The organism is Mesorhizobium humile (assembly GCF_033977215.1).
Taxonomy (GTDB): Bacteria; Pseudomonadota; Alphaproteobacteria; order Rhizobiales; family Rhizobiaceae; genus Mesorhizobium; species Mesorhizobium humile.
In genome coordinates this window covers 1-17,586 of record NZ_JAVIIV010000031.1, presented here as the reverse complement: position 1 = coordinate 17,586, position 17,586 = coordinate 1, and the positions used below count along the sequence as shown (strand labels likewise).

Below are 17,586 nucleotides of genomic sequence, written 5' to 3'. Positions count from 1 at the left end.
GAGGGCGCATCAGTTGAGCCGCATTTTCGCGGGACGCGCGATCGTCCTGCGCCAGGCCAGCCGGGGTCCCAGCGCGAGCGTCCTGAAGGAGGGCGCGCCCACAGCCGCGAGGAACAGTAGTTTTAAAGTGAGGGCAAGGGGTATGTCCGCGGTTCGCAACAGCAGTTCGATGTCGCGTCTTTCCAGGCTGGAGATGCCGCCCCCCATAGCCGCGCGCGATGCCAGAAAGCTCGCGATCGCCTGCGCGGGTTGTCCGTTCGCGTCGAACGGCTCGGCGCGATGGCGACGCAGCAGCGCCGACTGCCTGGCCAACGCCGCGACCGCCTTTTGCTGATCTTCCTTCATGCGCGATACCTGTCCCGGATGCGATCTCAGCTTCACGAGCCGCGCATCCATGTTGGCCAGTTTTCCCGTTTCGGAAAGCCGCAGCCATAGATCGTAGTCTTCCGCATAGGTGAACGCGCGGCGGTAGCCTCCGGCGCGCCGGACGGCCTCGGCCCGGAACATCACTGTCGGATGAAGCATGGGATTGTACCTGGCCAGCGCGTCCCGCAATTGGTCGTTGCGGCTGGGGACGTCAAGCGGCCTCAACGGGTTTCCGTCCCGGTCGATCTGCAATCCCGCCGTACCGAGCAACTGCAGATCGACATTCGCCTCGAAACACGCCACCTGCAGGCGCAACCTCTCGGGCAGCGAGACATCGTCACAATCCATGCGCGCCACAAGAGGGGCCCGCGCGAGCGAAAGCCCCATGTTGAGCGCATCGACGATCCCCTTGCCGCAGTTGGCGACAAGCTTGACGCGGCTGTCACGGTCGCTGATCGACGTCGCGATCGCGGCGCTGTCGTCGCGAGATCCATCATCGACGACGATGACTTCAATATCCGCCAGATCCTGGTCCAGGATGCTTTGCAGGGCCTCGCCGACATATGGCGCGCCGTCTCGCACCGGAATGATCACGCTCACTGTCGGCAATGGAACTTTCCCTGCGATAATCGGCCGTGACCGAATGGCCGTTGAATTGTCGAATGTCGGCAGCCTGGTTTCAAAATTCCAATTCCAAAGTTTCGTCGGTCTGTCGACTGTCAATCTGATTGTCGGGCCGATCCCAGCGCGATCTCGAGTGCGGGGGCGAGCAGTCGCAGGACCGTCTCGCGCTTTTTCGCCTTCAACGACAAGTCGCCGTCGAGGCCGACTTCATGAAGCCAGCTTCCGCGCCATTCGCAATAGGCTTGCCTGAGCTCAATTCCCGGCAAGGCGGCGAATGCGGTTATCGGCCGTTGCGGCACCGCATTGGGATCCGCATCCCGATAGAGCACCTCCCAATTGGCTCCGCCGGTGTCAAGGCCGGCGAACCAGTCGAGCCCGAAATCGAGAGGCTCGCGGCCGACGGCGTCGAACCGAAAGAAGCAATAGCCGGCCCACAAATACCATCGCGCGCCTGCCCAGCGCAGATCGCCGTAAAACGCCGCGCCTTCAAGAGGTTCGAAGGGGTCGCATGGCTGCGTCGGGAAAAGGTCCTGGTCGAGGAATCCGAACGCGGCCGGTGCGGCGGGCTTCAGAATGTTGTGCCACATCCAATTGAGCGCCGCGCCATGGGACCGGCTCGGGTTCCTTACGGTCCACGGATTGGCAGGCAGCCTGACATAAGCGGCGCCGTGAGCCGCGCATACCTGCCTGTTCTTGCCTGCGGAGGCTTCGCCGACGCTGTTGTCGGCCACGATGTGGAGATCGTGGCGAACCAGTCCCTTCGTCAGCCGCAACTGCAGATCCAGGCATTGGGCATCGCCGAAGGCAACGGTCAGCAGGACATCGCGACCCCGGGCGGCGGCACGGATACCCGGGATGTCGCCATCCTTGGCCGGCTGACGCAGAAACCTTCGGTCGATTCTCCGGTAACGGGCGGTCTTGATGGCATGCAGCATCGGCTGCAGCCTCAGCCATTGCCGCCAGTCATATTCGCGCAGGGTCTTTGGCACGGCTGCGGCGGCTTTCAGGCGAACCCGGCTTGGCAGCTGCGATCGCCCCGTGGAATTTTCATGAGCGCGCTCCGGTTGGGTTCTTTTAGGAAGCTCGAACGCGAAAGCATCCAAGTCTCTTGATAACCGGCTATATACAGCATATTCGTGGTTTCAACACGACCAACATTTGAGCGCCCGGCTGTGTTTGTTTGAGTGGGGAAGTCTGGGGCGCACCCGGAGCCTCTCTCCGTCGATCTTGGGGGGTAAGGCGGCGCTCCGGAAAATGAAATGAGAATCTGCTGCGCAATCTCTGCCCTCTTCATGAACGGAGGGCTGCAAAGGGATTGTCTCAACATCAGCGACCGACTGGTCGAGCGTGGCCATAACGTGACCATCCTGACGACCCGTCAGGTCGGTCACGTCGAGAGTTCGGCCACGATAAAAGTCCATCCGGCACGGGTTCTCTCGAACCCGGGCACCGAATATGCGCTGGGAAGGACCGTGCTGGCGGTCAGGCGCGACTTCGACTGCGTGGTCGGTTTCAACAAGATGGCGGGCCTGGACATCTACTATGCCGGCGACCCGCCCTATTTTGTGTCGAAGCTCGGGTGGTGGCGGCCGTTCTCTCCGCGCTTCATGCGCCAGCAGAACCTCGAATCGATAATCTTTGCCCCCGGTAGCGCCGCGCAGATCATTGCGCTCAGCGAACAGCAGGCAGCGCTTTACCGCGGCTTCTGGCGAACCGAGGAATCCCGCATTCACGTGGTCGGGCCGACGCTCGACCCGAAACGGCGCCGACCGGAGCTGTTGACCGGCGACCGTAATGAAATCCGCGATCGTTTCGGGCTTCCTCGTGAGGCCACCATAGCCTTGACCATCGCCAACAAATTGAAGGTGAAGGGTCTTGACCGGGCGGCAAAGGCTCTTCAATCGGTCTCGAACATCCATTGGCTGGTCGCCGGTTTTCGCAAGAACGGCGAAGAAGAAACGCGGCTTCGCGCCCTGATTGCCAAATCCGGCATATCGGAACGGGTTACCCTGCTGGGCATCCAGGAAGACATCCCGGCGATTGTGGTTGCGAGCGATTTCATGCTGCATCCGGCTCGCCTGGAAAATACCGGCACGGTGATCCTCGAGGCACTCGCAAATGGCCTGCCGGTCATCGCATCGGCCGCCTGCGGATATGCAAAATATGTCGAAGCCAGCGGGGCGGGGCTGGTCGTAGCCAGTCGCGACGATCCCGAAATTTGGCGGCAGGCAATCCTGAAGGCCGGCGATCCGGCGATTCGGGGCCGATGGCGCGAGGCGGCTCTTGCCTACGGCGCATCGAACCAGCTTACCGGCGGGCTGGAAGCGGCTTGCGATCTGATAGAGACGTTCCGCCGCAACCGGCGTGTGGGCTAGTTGGCCTGCCGGTCGGTTTCGATGTTACGATTTTAAGTCAAATTTTACCGGACGCACGGCATGGCTTGAGCGCTGGCAGGTGGTGCTGCCGGCGCGTTTCGCGTAAGGGGTGACGATGCGTATTGTCGGGACGATTCCGCTGGCCGTCGCCATGGGCCTGCTCAGTGCACCTGTCGCCCAGGCGGGCGAAGGCAGCTGGATATCCGGCGACTGGTACCTGACGCTCGGCGCCACGGCGCTTGTCGCGCCGAATTTCGAGGGCGGCAAGAAATACATGCTGAGCGCCCAGCCGATCATCTCGCTCGGCAAGGTCGGTCCGGAGGCGCGCTTCACCTCGCGCAACGACAACATCTCGCTGGCGCTGATCGATGACGGTTCCGTTCGCGCCGGCTTGACCGGCAAGTTCATCTTCTCGCGCGAGAGCAAGGACGAGCTCAAGGGCCTCGATCCCGTGCGCTGGGGCGGTGAGGCGGGCGGCTTCTTCGAATTCTATCCGCTGGACTGGCTGAGGGCGCGGGCGGAACTCAGGCACGGCATTCGTGCCCATAACGGCTTCGTCGCGGACATCGCCGCGGACGCCTTCTACGACATCACGCCGACCGTGCGCATTTCCGGTGGTCCGCGCGTTTCCTTCGCATCGTCCGACTATTTCGACGCCTATTACGGCGTCAACGCCAAGGAAGCGGCTGCCTCGGGCTTGAGCGAATACCATCCGGGCGGCGGGCTGAAGTCGACGGGCCTCGGCGGCGCGATCACCTGGAAAGTGACCGAGCCGATGACGGCGAGCGTCTTTACCGAATATTCGCGCCTGATGGGGCCGGCCGCCGATTCCAGCCTGGTCAAGGAACGCGGCGATCGCAACCAGTGGACCTTCGGTGTCTCGACCACTTACCGCTTCAATTTCACCATGTAGGCCGTGAAAGCGGCTTCATGCCTTGAAATCCGCGCTTTATTCCTGCCGCGCCATCCGCTAAAAGCCACGCCATGACGAGCTTTTCGCGCCTTTTCGCGATCGCGATACGAATTACGGGCCCGGTGTTCCGGGCGGCCTGAGCGCCGCTGGAGCCGCCGGGAGTTTTCGCGCGCGCCCCTCGCGCTTTTTCAAGAAAATCAACGCATATCGCCCAAAAGTGGGCTCCGGTTTTGGGAAAGCGATATGCGTCAGCTAAGACTCAACGCCCGGGCTTTCCGCCGCCGGGCAACGCAGATGGCAGATCAATGACCGACACTGTTGAAACGATCGACTATTCCAAGACGCTTTATTTGCCGCAGACGGACTTCCCGATGCGCGCCGGCCTGCCCGAGAAGGAGCCTGGCCTGGTCAAACGTTGGCAGGACATGGAGCTTTACAAAAAGCTGCGGGAGGAGGCCGCCGGCCGCGAGAAATTCGTGCTGCATGACGGCCCGCCCTACGCCAACGGCAACATCCATATCGGCCATGCGCTGAACAAGATCCTCAAGGACGTCATCAACCGCTCCTTCCAGATGCGCGGCTATGACGCCAACTACGTGCCGGGTTGGGACTGCCACGGCCTGCCGATCGAATGGAAGATCGAGGAGCAGTACCGCGCCAAGGGCAAGAACAAGGACGAGGTGCCGGTCAACGAGTTCCGCAGGGAATGCCGCGACTTCGCCCAGCATTGGATCAAGGTTCAGGGCGGCGAGTTCCAGCGCCTCGGCGTCATCGGCGATTTCGACAATCCCTATACGACGATGGCCTACCATGCCGAGTCGCGCATCGCCGGCGAACTGTTGAAGTTCGCCATGTCCGGCCAGCTCTACCGCGGCTCGAAGCCCGTGATGTGGAGCGTGGTCGAGCGCACCGCGCTCGCCGAGGCCGAGGTCGAGTACCAAGACTACGAGAGCGACACAATCTGGGTGAAGTTCCCTGTCGCGAGCCTCGCCCAGCCCGTCGCCGGCGCCGCGCCGGCGTTGGACGGAGCCGCGCTAGACCTCGTCGAGGCGCATGTCGTCATCTGGACGACCACGCCCTGGACCATCCCCGGCAACCGCGCCGTGAGCTATTCGCCCCGCGTCGCCTATGGCCTCTATGAGGTGACGGCGGCCGAGAACGCCTTCGGCCCGCAGCCCGGCGAGAAGCTGATCTTTGCCGACGCGCTCGCCGAGGAGAGCGCGGCCAAGGCCAAGATCACCCTGAACCGGCTTAACAGCGTCTCGGCCGAACAGCTTGCAAGCCTTACGCTTTCGCATCCGTTCAAGGGGCTTGGCGGCGGCTATGAGTACCCGGTGCCGATGATCGCCGGCGAGCACGTCACCGACGATGCCGGCACCGGCTTCGTCCACACCGCCCCCAGCCACGGCCGCGAGGACTTCGACGCCTGGATGGACGCGGTGGCCGAACTGCTCAAGCGCGGCGGTATCGACACGGCGATCCCGTTCCCGGTCGACGATGCCGGCTTCTTCACCAAGGACGCGCCGGGCTTCGGCCCGGACCGCGAGGGCGGTGCGGCGCGCGTCATCGACGACAACGGCAAGAAGGGCAACGCCAACCAGGCGGTCATCGACGAGCTGATCAAGCGCAATGCGCTCTTCGCGCGCGGCCGGTTGAAGCACAGCTACCCACATTCCTGGCGCTCGAAGAAGCCGATCATCTTCCGCAACACGCCGCAATGGTTCGTCTATATGGACAAGGACCTCGGCGATGGCACCACGCTGCGCAGCCGCGCGCTGAAGGCGATCGACGACACCCGCTTCGTGCCGGCGGCCGGCCAGAACCGCATCCGCGCCATGATCGAGGAGCGCCCCGACTGGGTGCTGTCGCGCCAGCGCGCCTGGGGCGTACCGATCGCCGTCTTCGCCGACGAGGACGGCAATGTGCTGAAGGACGAGGCCGTCAATCAGCGCATCATGGAGGCGTTCGAGAAAGAAGGCGCCGACGCCTGGTTCGCTGACGGCGCCAAGGAACGTTTCCTCGGCAATCACGACGCCTCGAAATGGCACCAGGTGATGGACATCCTCGACGTCTGGTTCGATTCCGGTTCGACGCATGTCTTCACGCTGGAGGACCGTCCCGACCTTAAATGGCCGGCCGACGTCTATCTCGAAGGCTCGGACCAGCATCGCGGCTGGTTCCACTCCTCGCTGCTCGAAAGCTGCGGCACCAGGGGCAGGGCGCCCTACGACACGGTCATCACCCATGGCTTCACCATGGACGAGGAAGGCCGCAAGATGTCGAAGTCGCTCGGCAACACCGTCGTGCCGCAGGACGTCATCAAGCAGTCCGGCGCCGATATCCTGCGGCTCTGGGTGGTGACGACCGATTATTGGGAAGACCAGCGGCTCGGCAAGAACGTGCTGCAGACCAATATCGACGCCTACCGCAAGCTCAGGAACACCATCCGCTGGATGCTGGGCACGCTCGCCCATGACGACGGCCAGGACGTGCCGGTCGAGACGATGCCGGAACTGGAGCGGCTGATGCTGCACCGGCTGTCAGAGTTGGACGAAGTGGTGCGCCAGGGCTATGACGCTTTCGAGTTCAAGCGCATCACCCGCACGCTGCTCGACTTCATGGTGGTGGAGCTTTCGGCCTTCTATTTCGACATCCGCAAGGACGCGCTTTACTGCGACGGACCGTCAAGCTTGCGCCGCAGGGCGGCCGTGCAGGTGGTGCGCCATCTCTTCGAATGCCTGGTGAAGTGGCTGGCGCCGATGCTGCCCTTCACCACAGAGGAAGCATGGCTCGACCGCCATCCGGACGCCGTCTCGGTGCATCTCGACCAGTTCCCGGCGATCCCGCAGAACTGGCGCAACGAGGCGCTGGCCGAGAAATGGCGCAAGGTGAGGCAGGTTCGCCGCGTCGTCACCGGCGCGCTGGAGATTGCGCGCGCCGAGAAGCTGATCGGCTCTTCGCTCGAGGCGGTGCCTGTGGTGACGCTCGACGACGCGGCGCTGGAAGCCGCGATCGCCGATGTCGACATGGCCGAGATGGCGATTACCAGCGATCTCGTCGTCAAGCACGGCAAGACCCCGGAAGGCGCCTTCACGCTCGACGACGTCAAGGGTGTGGCGGTGGTGGTGGAGAAGGCCGAGGATCGCGGCCTGGTAAAATGCGCGCGCTCCTGGCGCTACACCGCCGATGTCGGGCAAGATCGGGAATTCCCGGATGTGTCGGCCCGCGACGCCGCCGTGTTGCATGAGCTGAAGGCTCTTGGGCGGCTGTAGGTGCATGTCGCCCAAAAGTGTGAAACGGTTTTGGGACGACGACACGCACCAAATCAAATAAATGCATGTCGCCCAAAAGTGTGAAACGGTTTTGGGACGACGACATGCACCAAATCAAATAAATGCATGTCGCCCAAAAGTGTGAAACGGTTTTGGGACGACGACATGCACCACGTTAAATAAGTGCACAAAATGCCACGCCGGGCGGCCTGAAACTGCCCGTGCGTTGCCCTTAACAAGTGGTTGAGGTAAACACGCGACACTCCGGCAGACAAATTGTCGCCGGATTTCCGTCGCAAGTGCGGGGAAGCAGGGGACCGTGCCCTTGGCCGGTGGCGACCGAAAGGCTGTTAGAGTGGGACTTTTTGGCATGACCGACAGAATGTTTGCGCGCGCCGCGCTGGTGGCGCCGCTTGTGGTATCGGCCATCGCTCTGTCGGGCTGCATGAGCTCGCCCACCTATGGAACCGACAAGACGGCAGCCGCGCAGCTCTTGGACGATGTTTCCGGCGCTGCTGCGATCACGCCGAAGCACAAGGATCCGATCGACTACAAGCCGCGTCCTGATCTGGTGAAGCCCGCGCCCGGGCAGAAGGCAAACCTGCCGCCGCCGCAGCAGAGCATCGAGACGGCGAGCGCCGACTGGCCCGAATCGCCTGAGGCGCGCCGCGCCCGCATTCGCGCCGACGCCACCACGCATCAGAACGATCCCAACTATCAGCCTGAAGCGGTCGAGGACGTGCAGACCGATCCCGAGGCAGTTAAGAAAGCGATGGCGGAATCTGGGTCCAGCCACCCCCCGCGCTGGTCACCGGATGATTCCAGCGTCACGCGTCGCAATGAGGTTCAGCGCCGGCTCGCCGAACAGAAGCAGGGCGATCCGACTACCCGCAAATATCTGAGCGAGCCGCCGCTCGCCTATCGCCAGGCTGCCGACACCGCGCCGCAGAACGAGCTCGGCGAGGACGAATACAAGAAAGAGCGCCGCCTCAAGGCGCAGGCCGAAGGCAAGAAGGGCGGCTGGTTCGACTGGCTGGGTCTGTGAATAGTGAATAGTGAATAGTGAATAGTGAATAGTGAATAGTGAATAGTGAATAGCTCTACTGACTACTCACTATTGACTACTGACTACCAACTGCGTGCCCACCATTCACCATTCACCATTCACCATTCACCACCCCGTCTCTCCCGAAAGAAATCCTTCAGGATCAGGGCGGCATCGCTCTCTCCGATCCCCGGGTAGACGTCCGGCGTATGGTGGCAGGTGGGTGAGGCGAAGAAGCGCACGCCGTTGACCACCGCGCCGCCTTTCTCGTCGGCGGCGCCGAAATAGAGCCGCCGCAGCCGGGCGAAGGAGATCGCGCCGGCGCACATCGCGCAGGGCTCCAGCGTCACGTAGAGATCATGGCCGGTGAGACGTTCGCTGGCGAGCTTCCGGCAGGCCTCGCGGATCGCCAGCATCTCGGCATGCGCGGTCGGGTCAGAGAGCTCGCGCGTGCGGTTGCCGGCTTTTGCGACCACCGTGCCGCCATTGGCGATCACAGCGCCGACCGGCACTTCGCCGCGGCTGGCGGCCGCCGCGGCCTCTTCAAGCGCCAGGGCCATGAAATCCGGTCGTTTCAAGCGGTTTCCATTCCGATTACTTCTCGCCACCCGGGAGTGATCCTGTTATCTAGCGCGAGACCCTGAAAACCGGAATCGGTTTTTGCCGCGCCGCTGGATGCGCAAAATCAAGATGACACTGCCTGCGTTAGGCGTCCGCAAGGACGCGCGGCGCTGTAGCAGGCGAAGACGAGCAATGTAATGGACGACGACAAGAAATCTCCACGCGGGCCACGCAAGGGTGGCTCCAGACCGACGGGCGGGCGTGACGGAAAACCGGCCTACGGTGCCAAGAAGCCGTTCGCCAAGCGTGAGCGACCGGTGGCGGCCGAAGGCGAGCGCCCGGCCCGCGATTTCAAGCGCAGCTACAAGCCGCGCGAAGCGGGTGAGGGCGCGGAGCGCGCCGAAAGGCCGTTCCGCAAAGGCCCGCGCCCCGAAGGCAAGCCCTTCGAGAAGCGCGATGGCCGCAAGCCCTACACACCGCGTGGCGCCCGGCCGGCGGCGGCCGAAGGCGAGCGCCCGGCCCGCGATTTCAAGCGCAGCTACAAGCCGCGTGAAATGGGTGAAGGCGGGGAGCGTGGTGACCGACCGTTCCGCAAAACTCCGCCGCGCGACGGCAAGCCTTTCGAGAAGCGTGAGGGCGGCAAGCCTTACGCGCCGCGTGGCGACCGGCCGGCGGCGGCCGAAGGCGAGCGCCCGGCCCGCGATGTCAAGCGCAGCTACAAGCCGCGTGAAATGGGTGAAGGCGGGGAGCGTGGTGACCGGCCGTTCCGCAAAGCTCCGCCGCGCGACGGCAAGCCTTTCGAGAGGCGTGAGGGCGGCAAGCCCTACGCACCGCGTGGCGACCGGCCTGCTGCTGCCGAAGGCGAGCGGGGCGAGCGACGTTTCGACCGCCCCAAGCGCGCATTCGACGACCGTCCCAAGCGCGATTTCGCCGACCGGCCGAAGCGAGACTTCAGCGATCGTCCACGCGAGGCTGGCGGAAAACCGGAAGGCGGCTTCAAGCCAAGGCCGCGTCCCTCGGAAGCCGCGCCGGAAAGCGGCGAGCGCATCGCCAAGCGGTTGGCGCGCGCCGGCATCGCCTCGCGCCGCGACGCCGAGGAACTGATCGCGGCCGGCCGCGTCAAGGTCAACGGCAAGGTGCTGGACTCACCGGCCTTCAACGTCAGCGCCAACGACATCATCCATCTCGACGGCACGGAAATCCCGCCGATCGAGCGCACGCGGCTGTTCCTGTTCCACAAGCCGGCGGGCGTCGTCACCACCAACCGCGATCCTGAAGGCCGCAAGACCGTCTTCGACGTGCTGCCGGCCGACCTGCCTCGGCTGATGACCATCGGCCGGCTCGACATCAACACCGAGGGCCTGTTGCTTTTGACCAATGACGGCGGGCTGTCGCGCGTGCTCGAATTGCCGGCCACCGGCTGGCTGCGGCGCTACCGCGCGCGCGTCCATGGCAAGGTCGAGGAGAGCGCGCTTGCCGGCTTGCGCGAAGGCATCGCAGTCGACGGTGTCTTCTACGGGTCGATCGAGGCTTCGCTCGACCGCGAGCAGGGCAGCAATGCGTGGCTGACGCTCGGCTTGCGTGAGGGCAAGAACCGCGAGGTGAAGAACATCCTCGGCGCGCTTGGTCTCGACGTGACGCGGCTGATCCGCATCTCCTACGGGCCGTTCCAGCTCGAGGATCTGCCGGAAGGCCATGTGCTCGAGATCAAGGGCCGTGTGCTGCGCGAACAGCTCGGCGAACGGCTGATCGAGGAATCCGGCGCCAATTTCGATGCCGAGATCCAGAAGCCGTTTTCCAACAAGCCGGTGCGCGGTGGCGGCCCCCGCCGTGAAGAGGCCGACCGGCCGAAATTCACACGCGACGGCGACCGCCGGCCAATCGGCGAGGGTGGTCTGATCAAGGCTCGCAAGCGCCGCGAAGACAGCCGCGACGAGGCGCTGAGCAAGCTCTCGACGAAACCGGAAAGGGCGCTTGGCGAGCGCGGCCCGAAATCCGACCGCGGTTTCGGCGACAAGCCGCGTGGTGGCTTTGGCGACAAGCCCCGTTTCGGCGGGAAGAAATCCGAGCGTGAGCAGCGGCCGATCGAACCGCCGGGCCAGCGCAAGGCCAATGTCTGGATGGCGCCGGGCGCCCGGCCGATCGGCAAGGGCAGGGCGGAAGCCGATGCTGCCAAGGCCGCCGAGGCAAAGGCGCGCAAGGCATCCTACAAGCCCGGCGGCAAGGGCAAGCCGGGCGCAAAGCCGTTCGGCAAGCCCCGCGGCGAGCGTCCCGAAGGCGATGGCGGCGACAGGCCGCGCGGTCCGAAGAGGGGTGGCGATGCGGATCGTCGGCGGTGAGTTCCGCGGGCGTCCGCTGGCGACGCCGAAAAGCAATGCCATCCGCCCGACAACCGACCGCACCCGCGAGGCGGTGTTCAACGTCCTGGCGCATCGTTACGCTGAAAAGCTCGAAGGCAGCCGCGTGCTCGACCTCTTCGCGGGCACCGGCGCGCTCGGACTTGAGGCGCTGTCGCGCGGTGCCTCCTACTGCGTCTTCATCGAGGAATCGACGGAAGGGCGAGGCCTGATCCGCGAGAACGTCGAGGCCTATGGCCTCACCGGCCGCACCAAGATCTTCCGCCGGGACGCCACGCATCTCGGCGAAACCGGCACGATCTCGCCCTTCGGTCTGGTCTTTGCCGATCCACCCTATGGCAAAGGACTCGGCGAGCGCGCGCTGCGCTCGGCCAAAGCCGGCGGCTGGCTTCTGCCTGGCGCGCTCTGCGTCGTCGAGGAAGCTGCCTCGGCGCCGTTCGAGCCGGGCGCCGGTTTTTCCGTGATGGACGAGCGCAATTACGGCGAAACGGTCATACGCTTCGTCGAGGCGAACTAGCCTCGCCTCGAAAATGCCGAACAATTCACTTTGCCTCGCCGGTGAACCTTGCCTATCGTCGCGCAACCGGAACCGGAGATCTTGATGACACCAACGGGGATTGGGCTGCGAGCGGCGCTTCTTGTCGGCACGCTGGCGCTCGCCGCGGCCACGGCCCGCGCGGCCGACGACGGTGAGGCCAAGGATTTCCTGCTCGACAACGGCATGGAAGTGGTCGTCATCCCCGACCACCGCGCCCCGATCGTCACGCACATGGTCTGGTACAAGATCGGCAGCGCCGACGAGCCGCCCGGCAAATCCGGCATCGCGCATTTCTTCGAGCACCTGATGTTCAAGGCCACGACCAACCACGCCGCCGGCGAGTTCGACCGCGCCGTGTCCGAGATCGGCGGCTCCAACAATGCCTTCACCTCCTACGACTACACCGCCTTCCACGAGACGGTGCCGCCTTCGGCGCTTGAACAGATGATGGGCTTCGAGGCCGATCGCATGCGCAACCTCATCCTGACCGACGATGTCATCAAGACCGAGCGCGACGTGATCTTGGAGGAACGTCGCTCGCGCATCGACAGCAATCCGCAGGCGGTGCTCGACGAGGAGGTCGACGCGACGCTCTGGCAGAACCAGCCATACCGCATTCCAGTGATCGGCTGGATGCAGGAAATGGAGCAGTTGAACCGCCCGGACGCGAAAGCCTTCTACGACGCCTACTACCGGCCGAACAACGCCGTGCTGGTGGTGGCCGGCGACGTCGAACCCGGCGCGGTGAAGGCGATGGCCGAGCGCACCTACGGCAAGGTCGCTCGCGGCCCGGACCTGCGGCCGCGCATCCGCCCCGTGGAACCGGAGCAGAACACGAAGCGCACGGTGACGCTCACCGACGCGCGTGTGTCGGTGCCGAGCTTCTCCACACAATGGGTCGTGCCGTCCTACCATACGGCCAAGGCCGGTGAAGCCGAGGCGCTCGACCTGCTTGCCGAGATCATCGGCGGCGACAACCGCAGCAGGTTGTACCAGCAACTCGTCGTCAAGCAGGGCATCGCCTCCGAGGCCGGCGCCTACTTCCAGGGCACCATGCTCGACGCCACCAACTTCACCGTCTATGGCGCCCCGCGCGGCGACGCCAGGCTTGCCGATGTCGAGGCGGCGGTCGATGCCGAGATCGCCCGCATCGTCAAGGACGGCGTGAGCGACGATGAACTGGATCGGGCCAAGACGCGCTATGTGCGCTCCATGATCTTTGCGCGCGACAAGCAGGACGACATGGCCAACATGTATGGCTCGACCCTTGCCACGGGCGGCAACGTCAAGGACGTCCAGGAATGGCCGGACCGCATCCGCAAGGTGACCGCCGATGAGGTCAAGGCGGTCGCCGCCCGCTATCTTGTGCTCGATCGCTCCACCACCGGCTATCTCTTGCCGCAACAGCAGGCGGGGAATTGATGATGAGCATGGTTCTTGACCGTACGAGCACCTTTCCTTCTCCCCTTGTGGGAGAAGGTGGATCGGCGCGCAGCGCCGAGACGGATGAGGGGTGCTGGAAGAAACGCGACCTATTCCGCCGGACATTGAGAACCGGCAGTCACCGGGGTCGCACTCCGTCCAACACCCCTCATCCGTCGCCTTCGGCGACACCTTCTCCCACAAGGGGAGAAGGGGGGCGCGTTTATCGCGCCATTGCCACCCTTTGCTTCGCCCTGTTCTTCCTGCTTTTGCCCGTGCTTGCCGCGCGCGCCGAAGTGAATATCCAGGAGGTGAAGTCGAAGAAGGGCGTCACCGCTTGGCTGGTCGAAGACCATTCGATCCCGCTGGTTGCGATCCGTTTCGTCTTCGACGGCGGCACGGCGCAGGACCCCGCCGGCAAGGAAGGCCTGGTCAACCTGATGACCGGCCTGTTCGACGAGGGCGCCGCCGACCTCGACAGCGAGGCCTTCCAGCTGAAGCTCGACGATGCCGGCGCCGAGATGAGTTTTCAGGCGGCGCGCGATGGCACCTATGGCTCGATGCGCATGCTGTCCGACCAGAAGGACGAGGCTTTTGGCCTGCTGAAACTGGCGGTGAACAGCCCGCGCTTCGACCAGGCGCCGATCGACCGCATCCGCGCCCAGATACTCTCCGGCATCCTCGCCAACGAGCGGGACCCCAATACGATCGCCCAGCAGCGCTGGCTGCGCGCGATCTATGGCCAGCACCCCTACGCGCGGCCGGACGAGGGCAACAAAGACAGCCTCGCCGCCATCACCACTGACGATCTCAAGGCCTTCCACAAGGCGAATTTCGCCCGCGGCGGCCTGCATGTGGCGGTGGTCGGAGATATCGACGCCGCCACGTTGAGCGGCAGGCTCGACGAGGTGTTCGGCGACCTGCCGGACAAGCAGACGCTGGCGCCGGTTGCCGATGTCGCGCCCAAGCTCGGCCAGCAGCTCGAAGTGAATTACGACCTGCCGCAGACCTCCCTGCAGCTTGCCTGGCCGGGCGTGAAGCGGAGCGATCCCGATTTCTACGCCGCCGTGCTGATGAACGAGATTCTCGGCGGCTCGACATTTACCTCGCATCTGTACGAGCAGGTACGCGAGAAGCGCGGCCTTGCCTATAGCGTCAGCTCCGATCTCGTCGATCACGAGCATTCCAATGCGCTGCTGGTGACGACGGCGACGCGTTCCGACCGCGCCGCCGAGACGCTTTCGATCGTGCGCCAGGTGGTGAAGGACATGGCCGAGAACGGTCCCACCGAGGAGGAACTCGCGGCGATCAAGAAATACATGGTCGGCGCCTACGCCATCAACAATCTGGATTCGTCCAGCTCCATCGCCGCGACGCTGGTGGAGCTGCAGATCGACAATCTCGGCATCGATTACATCAAGCGGCGCGCGGCTCTCATCAACGCGGTGACGCTGGCCGACGTCAAGGCGGAGGCGAAGAAGCTCCTGTCGACCGACCCCGCGGTGATGGTCATCGGGCCGCCGCTGGTGCAGGTGGCGGGAGGCGGCAAGGGATGAGCCCGACCTTCGGGGTGGCCTTCGGCGGCGGCGGCGCGCGCGGTCTCGCGCATATCCATATCGTCGAGGCCCTCGACGAGCTTGGCATCAAGCCGGCGGCGATTGCCGGCTCGTCGATCGGCGCCATCATGGGCGCCGGCATGGCGTCGGGCATGACAGGTGCCGAGATCCACGATTATGCCCGATCGATCCTCGGCAGCCGGGCCGAAGTGGCGGCGCGCATGTGGCGCTCGCGGCCCGGCACGATCGCCGAGGCCATGCAGGGCGGCATCCGGGTCAGCCAGTTCAACATCGAGCGCATTCTGAAGGCTTTCCTGCCCGAGGCGATCCCGCAGACGTTCGAGGCGCTGAAGATCCCGCTCAAGGTCACCGCGACCGACTATTTCGGCCATAGCCTTGCGGTGTTCGCCGAAGGCGACCTGCATTCGGCGCTTGCCGCTTCGGCGGCCATCCCGGCGGTCTTCCGCCCGGTGACGCGCGAAGGCCGCGTGCTGATCGACGGCGGTATCTACAACCCCGTGCCTTTCGACCTCATCGAGAAGGACGCCGACATCATCATCGCCGTCGATGTCGTCGGCGCGCCGAGCGAGGCCGAGCGCAGGCATCCGACCACCGTCGACCTGATGTATGGCGCCACCCAGCTGATGATGCAGTCGATCATCGCCAACAAGCTCAGGCAGCACCCGCCGGACATTCTGATCCGGCCGAATGTCTCGAAATACCGCGTGCTCGAATTCCTCAAGATCGAGGCGTTGATGGCCGAGACGGTCGAGATCAAGGACGAATTGAAGCGCGCCGTCGAGAAGGCCGTGGAAGCGCATGGCGGCAGGCGAGGCAAGAAGAAGGTGGTCTGAGAGCCTCGGGGATCGCGCCGTTGGGGAATGGGGACACCGAAGGCCGGCGCCTGAGGTCTGATGGGGATGACGCAAAGGTCCCTCATAAAATAAGACCTAAGAATAGAGCAAAGTATTCTTTATTCTGATTGGCGCGTGTTCACGCGCAAGTTTGGCCTTTGTCATTAACTCTTCATCCAATTGCCCGTTGACGCACGCTGCGGTAGAGTTAATAATATCCTAATATAGGGTGGCGTGAACAATCTCGTGACCGGCAACAACGAGTAACGCGCTACCGGGGCAGGGGAAGTGCAGCGCGGCATCCATGCCGCATTAGCCGTCATCATCGGATCGCCAGCCGTCGTGAGCCGCCATCTGCTGCTCGCTGGCCGGAGCCGGTGGGCGCGGCTTGCCGGACGCCAAGCTGATCCTCCTCACTGAATTCGGGCGCCGATCTCGGCGCCTTTGGCATGGGGTAATTCGCCGCCTTGCGCGGCCAATAGGGGCGTGTGCGCCCGTGGAGGAAAGACGATGAGTGATATTGGCGACGGCGTGCTCCTCGAGGCCACGTCAATTGGTTCCGGCACAGGCAATTACGATTCCTTTTTTCGCTTGCAGGCGACGGGTGTCGAGCAAGGCTTTAACACCGACCAGAACGGCAACGTCCTCGACAACAAGGCCTCCTTCACGCACAGCCTGCAATGGGGCAATCTGCAACCGATCACCGTGGGCGGCGTCCAATACATCGAATTTCGGCTGGACCTTAACGAAAACGTCAATGCCAACATCACGCTAACCGACCTCAGGGTCTATATTTCCGATCATGACGCGACCCTGACTGACTATAACGGTGGCTTCTCCGGCTTCGTCTCGGTCTTCGATATGGCCGGCACGCAGGTATTGACCGATTCCAATAGCGGTTCCGGCACGGATGACTACCGGGTGCTTGTCCCGGTCAGCTCGTTTACAGCCGCTGGCGCGACCTCTGGTTCCTACGTAACACTCTTCTCCAGCTTCTCTGGCTCGGATGGCGGTTTTGAGGAATGGCGCACTACGACCGTGCCGAGTGTTGTCGATCAACCGTCGGTCGCCATCGAGAAGACCGCCGATCCGACCTCGATCAACGAAGGTTCGGCCAGCGATATCACCTACACCTATGAGGTGACCAACACGAGCACGGCCGGTGCTGCCGATCCACTGACGCTGACCTCACTGATCGACGACAATGCAACGCCCGGCAATACCAGCGACGACATCAACTTGTTGGCCGGCTTTGTCGCCAACTCCTCACATGGCACGCACTATGTCTCCGGTGACACCGACGGCGACTACCTCGTCGACAGTAACGAGACTTGGATATTTACGGCGGACGTCAATATCGGTGCCCACAATGCCGGCGACAGCATCGTCAACACGGTGGTGGTACACGCCCATGACGACGACAGCACCAACGACGTGACCGCCAACGACACCGCGACCGTGACGGTGAACGACGTCGCGCCGTCGGTCGCCATCGAGAAGACGGCCGACCCGACCTCGATCAACGAAGGCTCGGCCACCGACGTCACCTACACCTATGAGGTGACCAACACGAGCGCTGCCGGCGCCTTTGATCCACTGACGCTGACCTCGCTGATCGACGACAATGCGACCCCCGGCGACACCAGCGACGACATCGACCTGCTGGCCGGCTTCGTCGCCAACTCCTCACATGGCACGCACTA

The 17,586-nt window shown here is 63.8% G+C and carries 13 protein-coding genes; 10 read left to right on the top strand and 3 right to left on the bottom strand.

Annotation, left to right across the window (positions count from 1 at the left end; translation table 11 throughout):
• Nucleotides 1-9 precede the first annotated feature (9 nt).
• Nucleotides 10-966: a glycosyltransferase gene (locus tag RFM52_RS29970; protein ID WP_320298444.1), complete on the bottom strand. Its 957-nt coding sequence runs from the start codon at nt 964-966 to the stop codon at nt 10-12.
• Between the two features lie 119 nt (nt 967-1,085).
• On the bottom strand, nt 1,086-2,093 hold the full coding sequence (locus RFM52_RS29965; RefSeq protein ID WP_320298267.1) for a hypothetical protein: 1,008 nt from the start codon (nt 2,091-2,093) through the stop codon (nt 1,086-1,088).
• Between the two features lie 156 nt (nt 2,094-2,249).
• Here RFM52_RS29965 and RFM52_RS29960 point away from each other — a divergent pair, with 156 nt between their 5' ends.
• The 4 genes from RFM52_RS29960 to RFM52_RS29945 all read left to right on the top strand — a co-directional run bounded on the left by RFM52_RS29960 (nt 2,250) and on the right by RFM52_RS29945 (nt 8,595).
• Nucleotides 2,250-3,365 (top strand): glycosyltransferase family 4 protein, encoded by a 1,116-nt coding sequence (locus RFM52_RS29960; protein ID WP_320298266.1) that lies wholly within the window; start codon nt 2,250-2,252, stop codon nt 3,363-3,365.
• Nucleotides 3,366-3,480: 115 nt separating this feature from the next.
• A complete protein-coding gene (locus RFM52_RS29955; RefSeq protein WP_320298265.1) occupies nt 3,481-4,278 on the top strand; it encodes a MipA/OmpV family protein in 798 nt (265 codons plus the stop codon).
• Nucleotides 4,279-4,583: 305 nt separating this feature from the next.
• Nucleotides 4,584-7,550 carry an isoleucine--tRNA ligase gene (gene ileS, locus RFM52_RS29950; protein WP_320298264.1) on the top strand — a complete coding sequence of 989 codons (2,967 nt, stop codon included), beginning with the start codon at nt 4,584-4,586 and terminating at the stop codon, nt 7,548-7,550.
• Between the two features lie 370 nt (nt 7,551-7,920).
• A complete protein-coding gene (locus tag RFM52_RS29945; protein ID WP_320298263.1) occupies nt 7,921-8,595 on the top strand; it encodes a hypothetical protein in 675 nt (224 codons plus the stop codon).
• 119 nt (nt 8,596-8,714) lie between these two features.
• Here RFM52_RS29945 and RFM52_RS29940 read toward each other — a convergent pair whose 3' ends face one another.
• Nucleotides 8,715-9,173 (bottom strand): nucleoside deaminase, encoded by a 459-nt coding sequence (locus RFM52_RS29940; protein WP_320298262.1) that lies wholly within the window; start codon nt 9,171-9,173, stop codon nt 8,715-8,717.
• A 180-nt stretch (nt 9,174-9,353) separates the two neighbouring features.
• On the opposite strand from RFM52_RS29940, the gene RFM52_RS29935 reads away from it, so the two are divergent.
• From RFM52_RS29935 to RFM52_RS29910, 6 genes are all read left to right on the top strand, one after another.
• Nucleotides 9,354-11,495 carry a pseudouridine synthase gene (locus RFM52_RS29935; protein WP_320298261.1) on the top strand — a complete coding sequence of 714 codons (2,142 nt, stop codon included), beginning with the start codon at nt 9,354-9,356 and terminating at the stop codon, nt 11,493-11,495.
• Entirely contained in the window at nt 11,476-12,030 is a 555-nt protein-coding gene (gene rsmD, locus RFM52_RS29930) for a 16S rRNA (guanine(966)-N(2))-methyltransferase RsmD (protein WP_320298260.1), read from the top strand. The genes RFM52_RS29935 and rsmD overlap by 20 nt, the downstream gene beginning before the upstream one ends.
• Before the next feature lie 84 nt (nt 12,031-12,114).
• Nucleotides 12,115-13,473, top strand: coding sequence for a M16 family metallopeptidase (locus RFM52_RS29925; protein ID WP_320298259.1), 1,359 nt, complete (start codon nt 12,115-12,117; stop codon nt 13,471-13,473).
• A gap of 296 nt (nt 13,474-13,769) precedes the next feature.
• A complete protein-coding gene (locus RFM52_RS29920) occupies nt 13,770-15,029 on the top strand; it encodes a M16 family metallopeptidase (protein ID WP_430699298.1) in 1,260 nt (419 codons plus the stop codon).
• A complete protein-coding gene (locus RFM52_RS29915; RefSeq protein ID WP_320298258.1) occupies nt 15,026-15,883 on the top strand; it encodes a patatin-like phospholipase family protein in 858 nt (285 codons plus the stop codon). The genes RFM52_RS29920 and RFM52_RS29915 overlap by 4 nt, the downstream gene beginning before the upstream one ends.
• A 510-nt stretch (nt 15,884-16,393) precedes the next feature.
• Nucleotides 16,394-17,586 (top strand): COG1361 family protein (locus RFM52_RS29910; protein ID WP_320327894.1); only part of this gene is annotated, 1,193 nt, incomplete at its 3' end.

What these genes read in the sequence shown, in the direction of transcription:
- RFM52_RS29960 (WP_320298266.1), top strand. Translation starts at nt 2,250, where the DNA reads ATGAGAATCTGCTGCGCAATCTCTGCCCTCTTCATGAACGGAGGGCTG.
- RFM52_RS29955 (WP_320298265.1), top strand. Translation starts at nt 3,481, where the DNA reads ATGCGTATTGTCGGGACGATTCCGCTGGCCGTCGCCATGGGCCTGCTC.
- ileS (WP_320298264.1), top strand. Translation starts at nt 4,584, where the DNA reads ATGACCGACACTGTTGAAACGATCGACTATTCCAAGACGCTTTATTTG.
- RFM52_RS29945 (WP_320298263.1), top strand. Translation starts at nt 7,921, where the DNA reads ATGACCGACAGAATGTTTGCGCGCGCCGCGCTGGTGGCGCCGCTTGTG.
- RFM52_RS29935 (WP_320298261.1), top strand. Translation starts at nt 9,354, where the DNA reads ATGGACGACGACAAGAAATCTCCACGCGGGCCACGCAAGGGTGGCTCC.
- rsmD (WP_320298260.1), top strand. Translation starts at nt 11,476, where the DNA reads ATGCGGATCGTCGGCGGTGAGTTCCGCGGGCGTCCGCTGGCGACGCCG.
- RFM52_RS29925 (WP_320298259.1), top strand. Translation starts at nt 12,115, where the DNA reads ATGACACCAACGGGGATTGGGCTGCGAGCGGCGCTTCTTGTCGGCACG.
- RFM52_RS29915 (WP_320298258.1), top strand. Translation starts at nt 15,026, where the DNA reads ATGAGCCCGACCTTCGGGGTGGCCTTCGGCGGCGGCGGCGCGCGCGGT.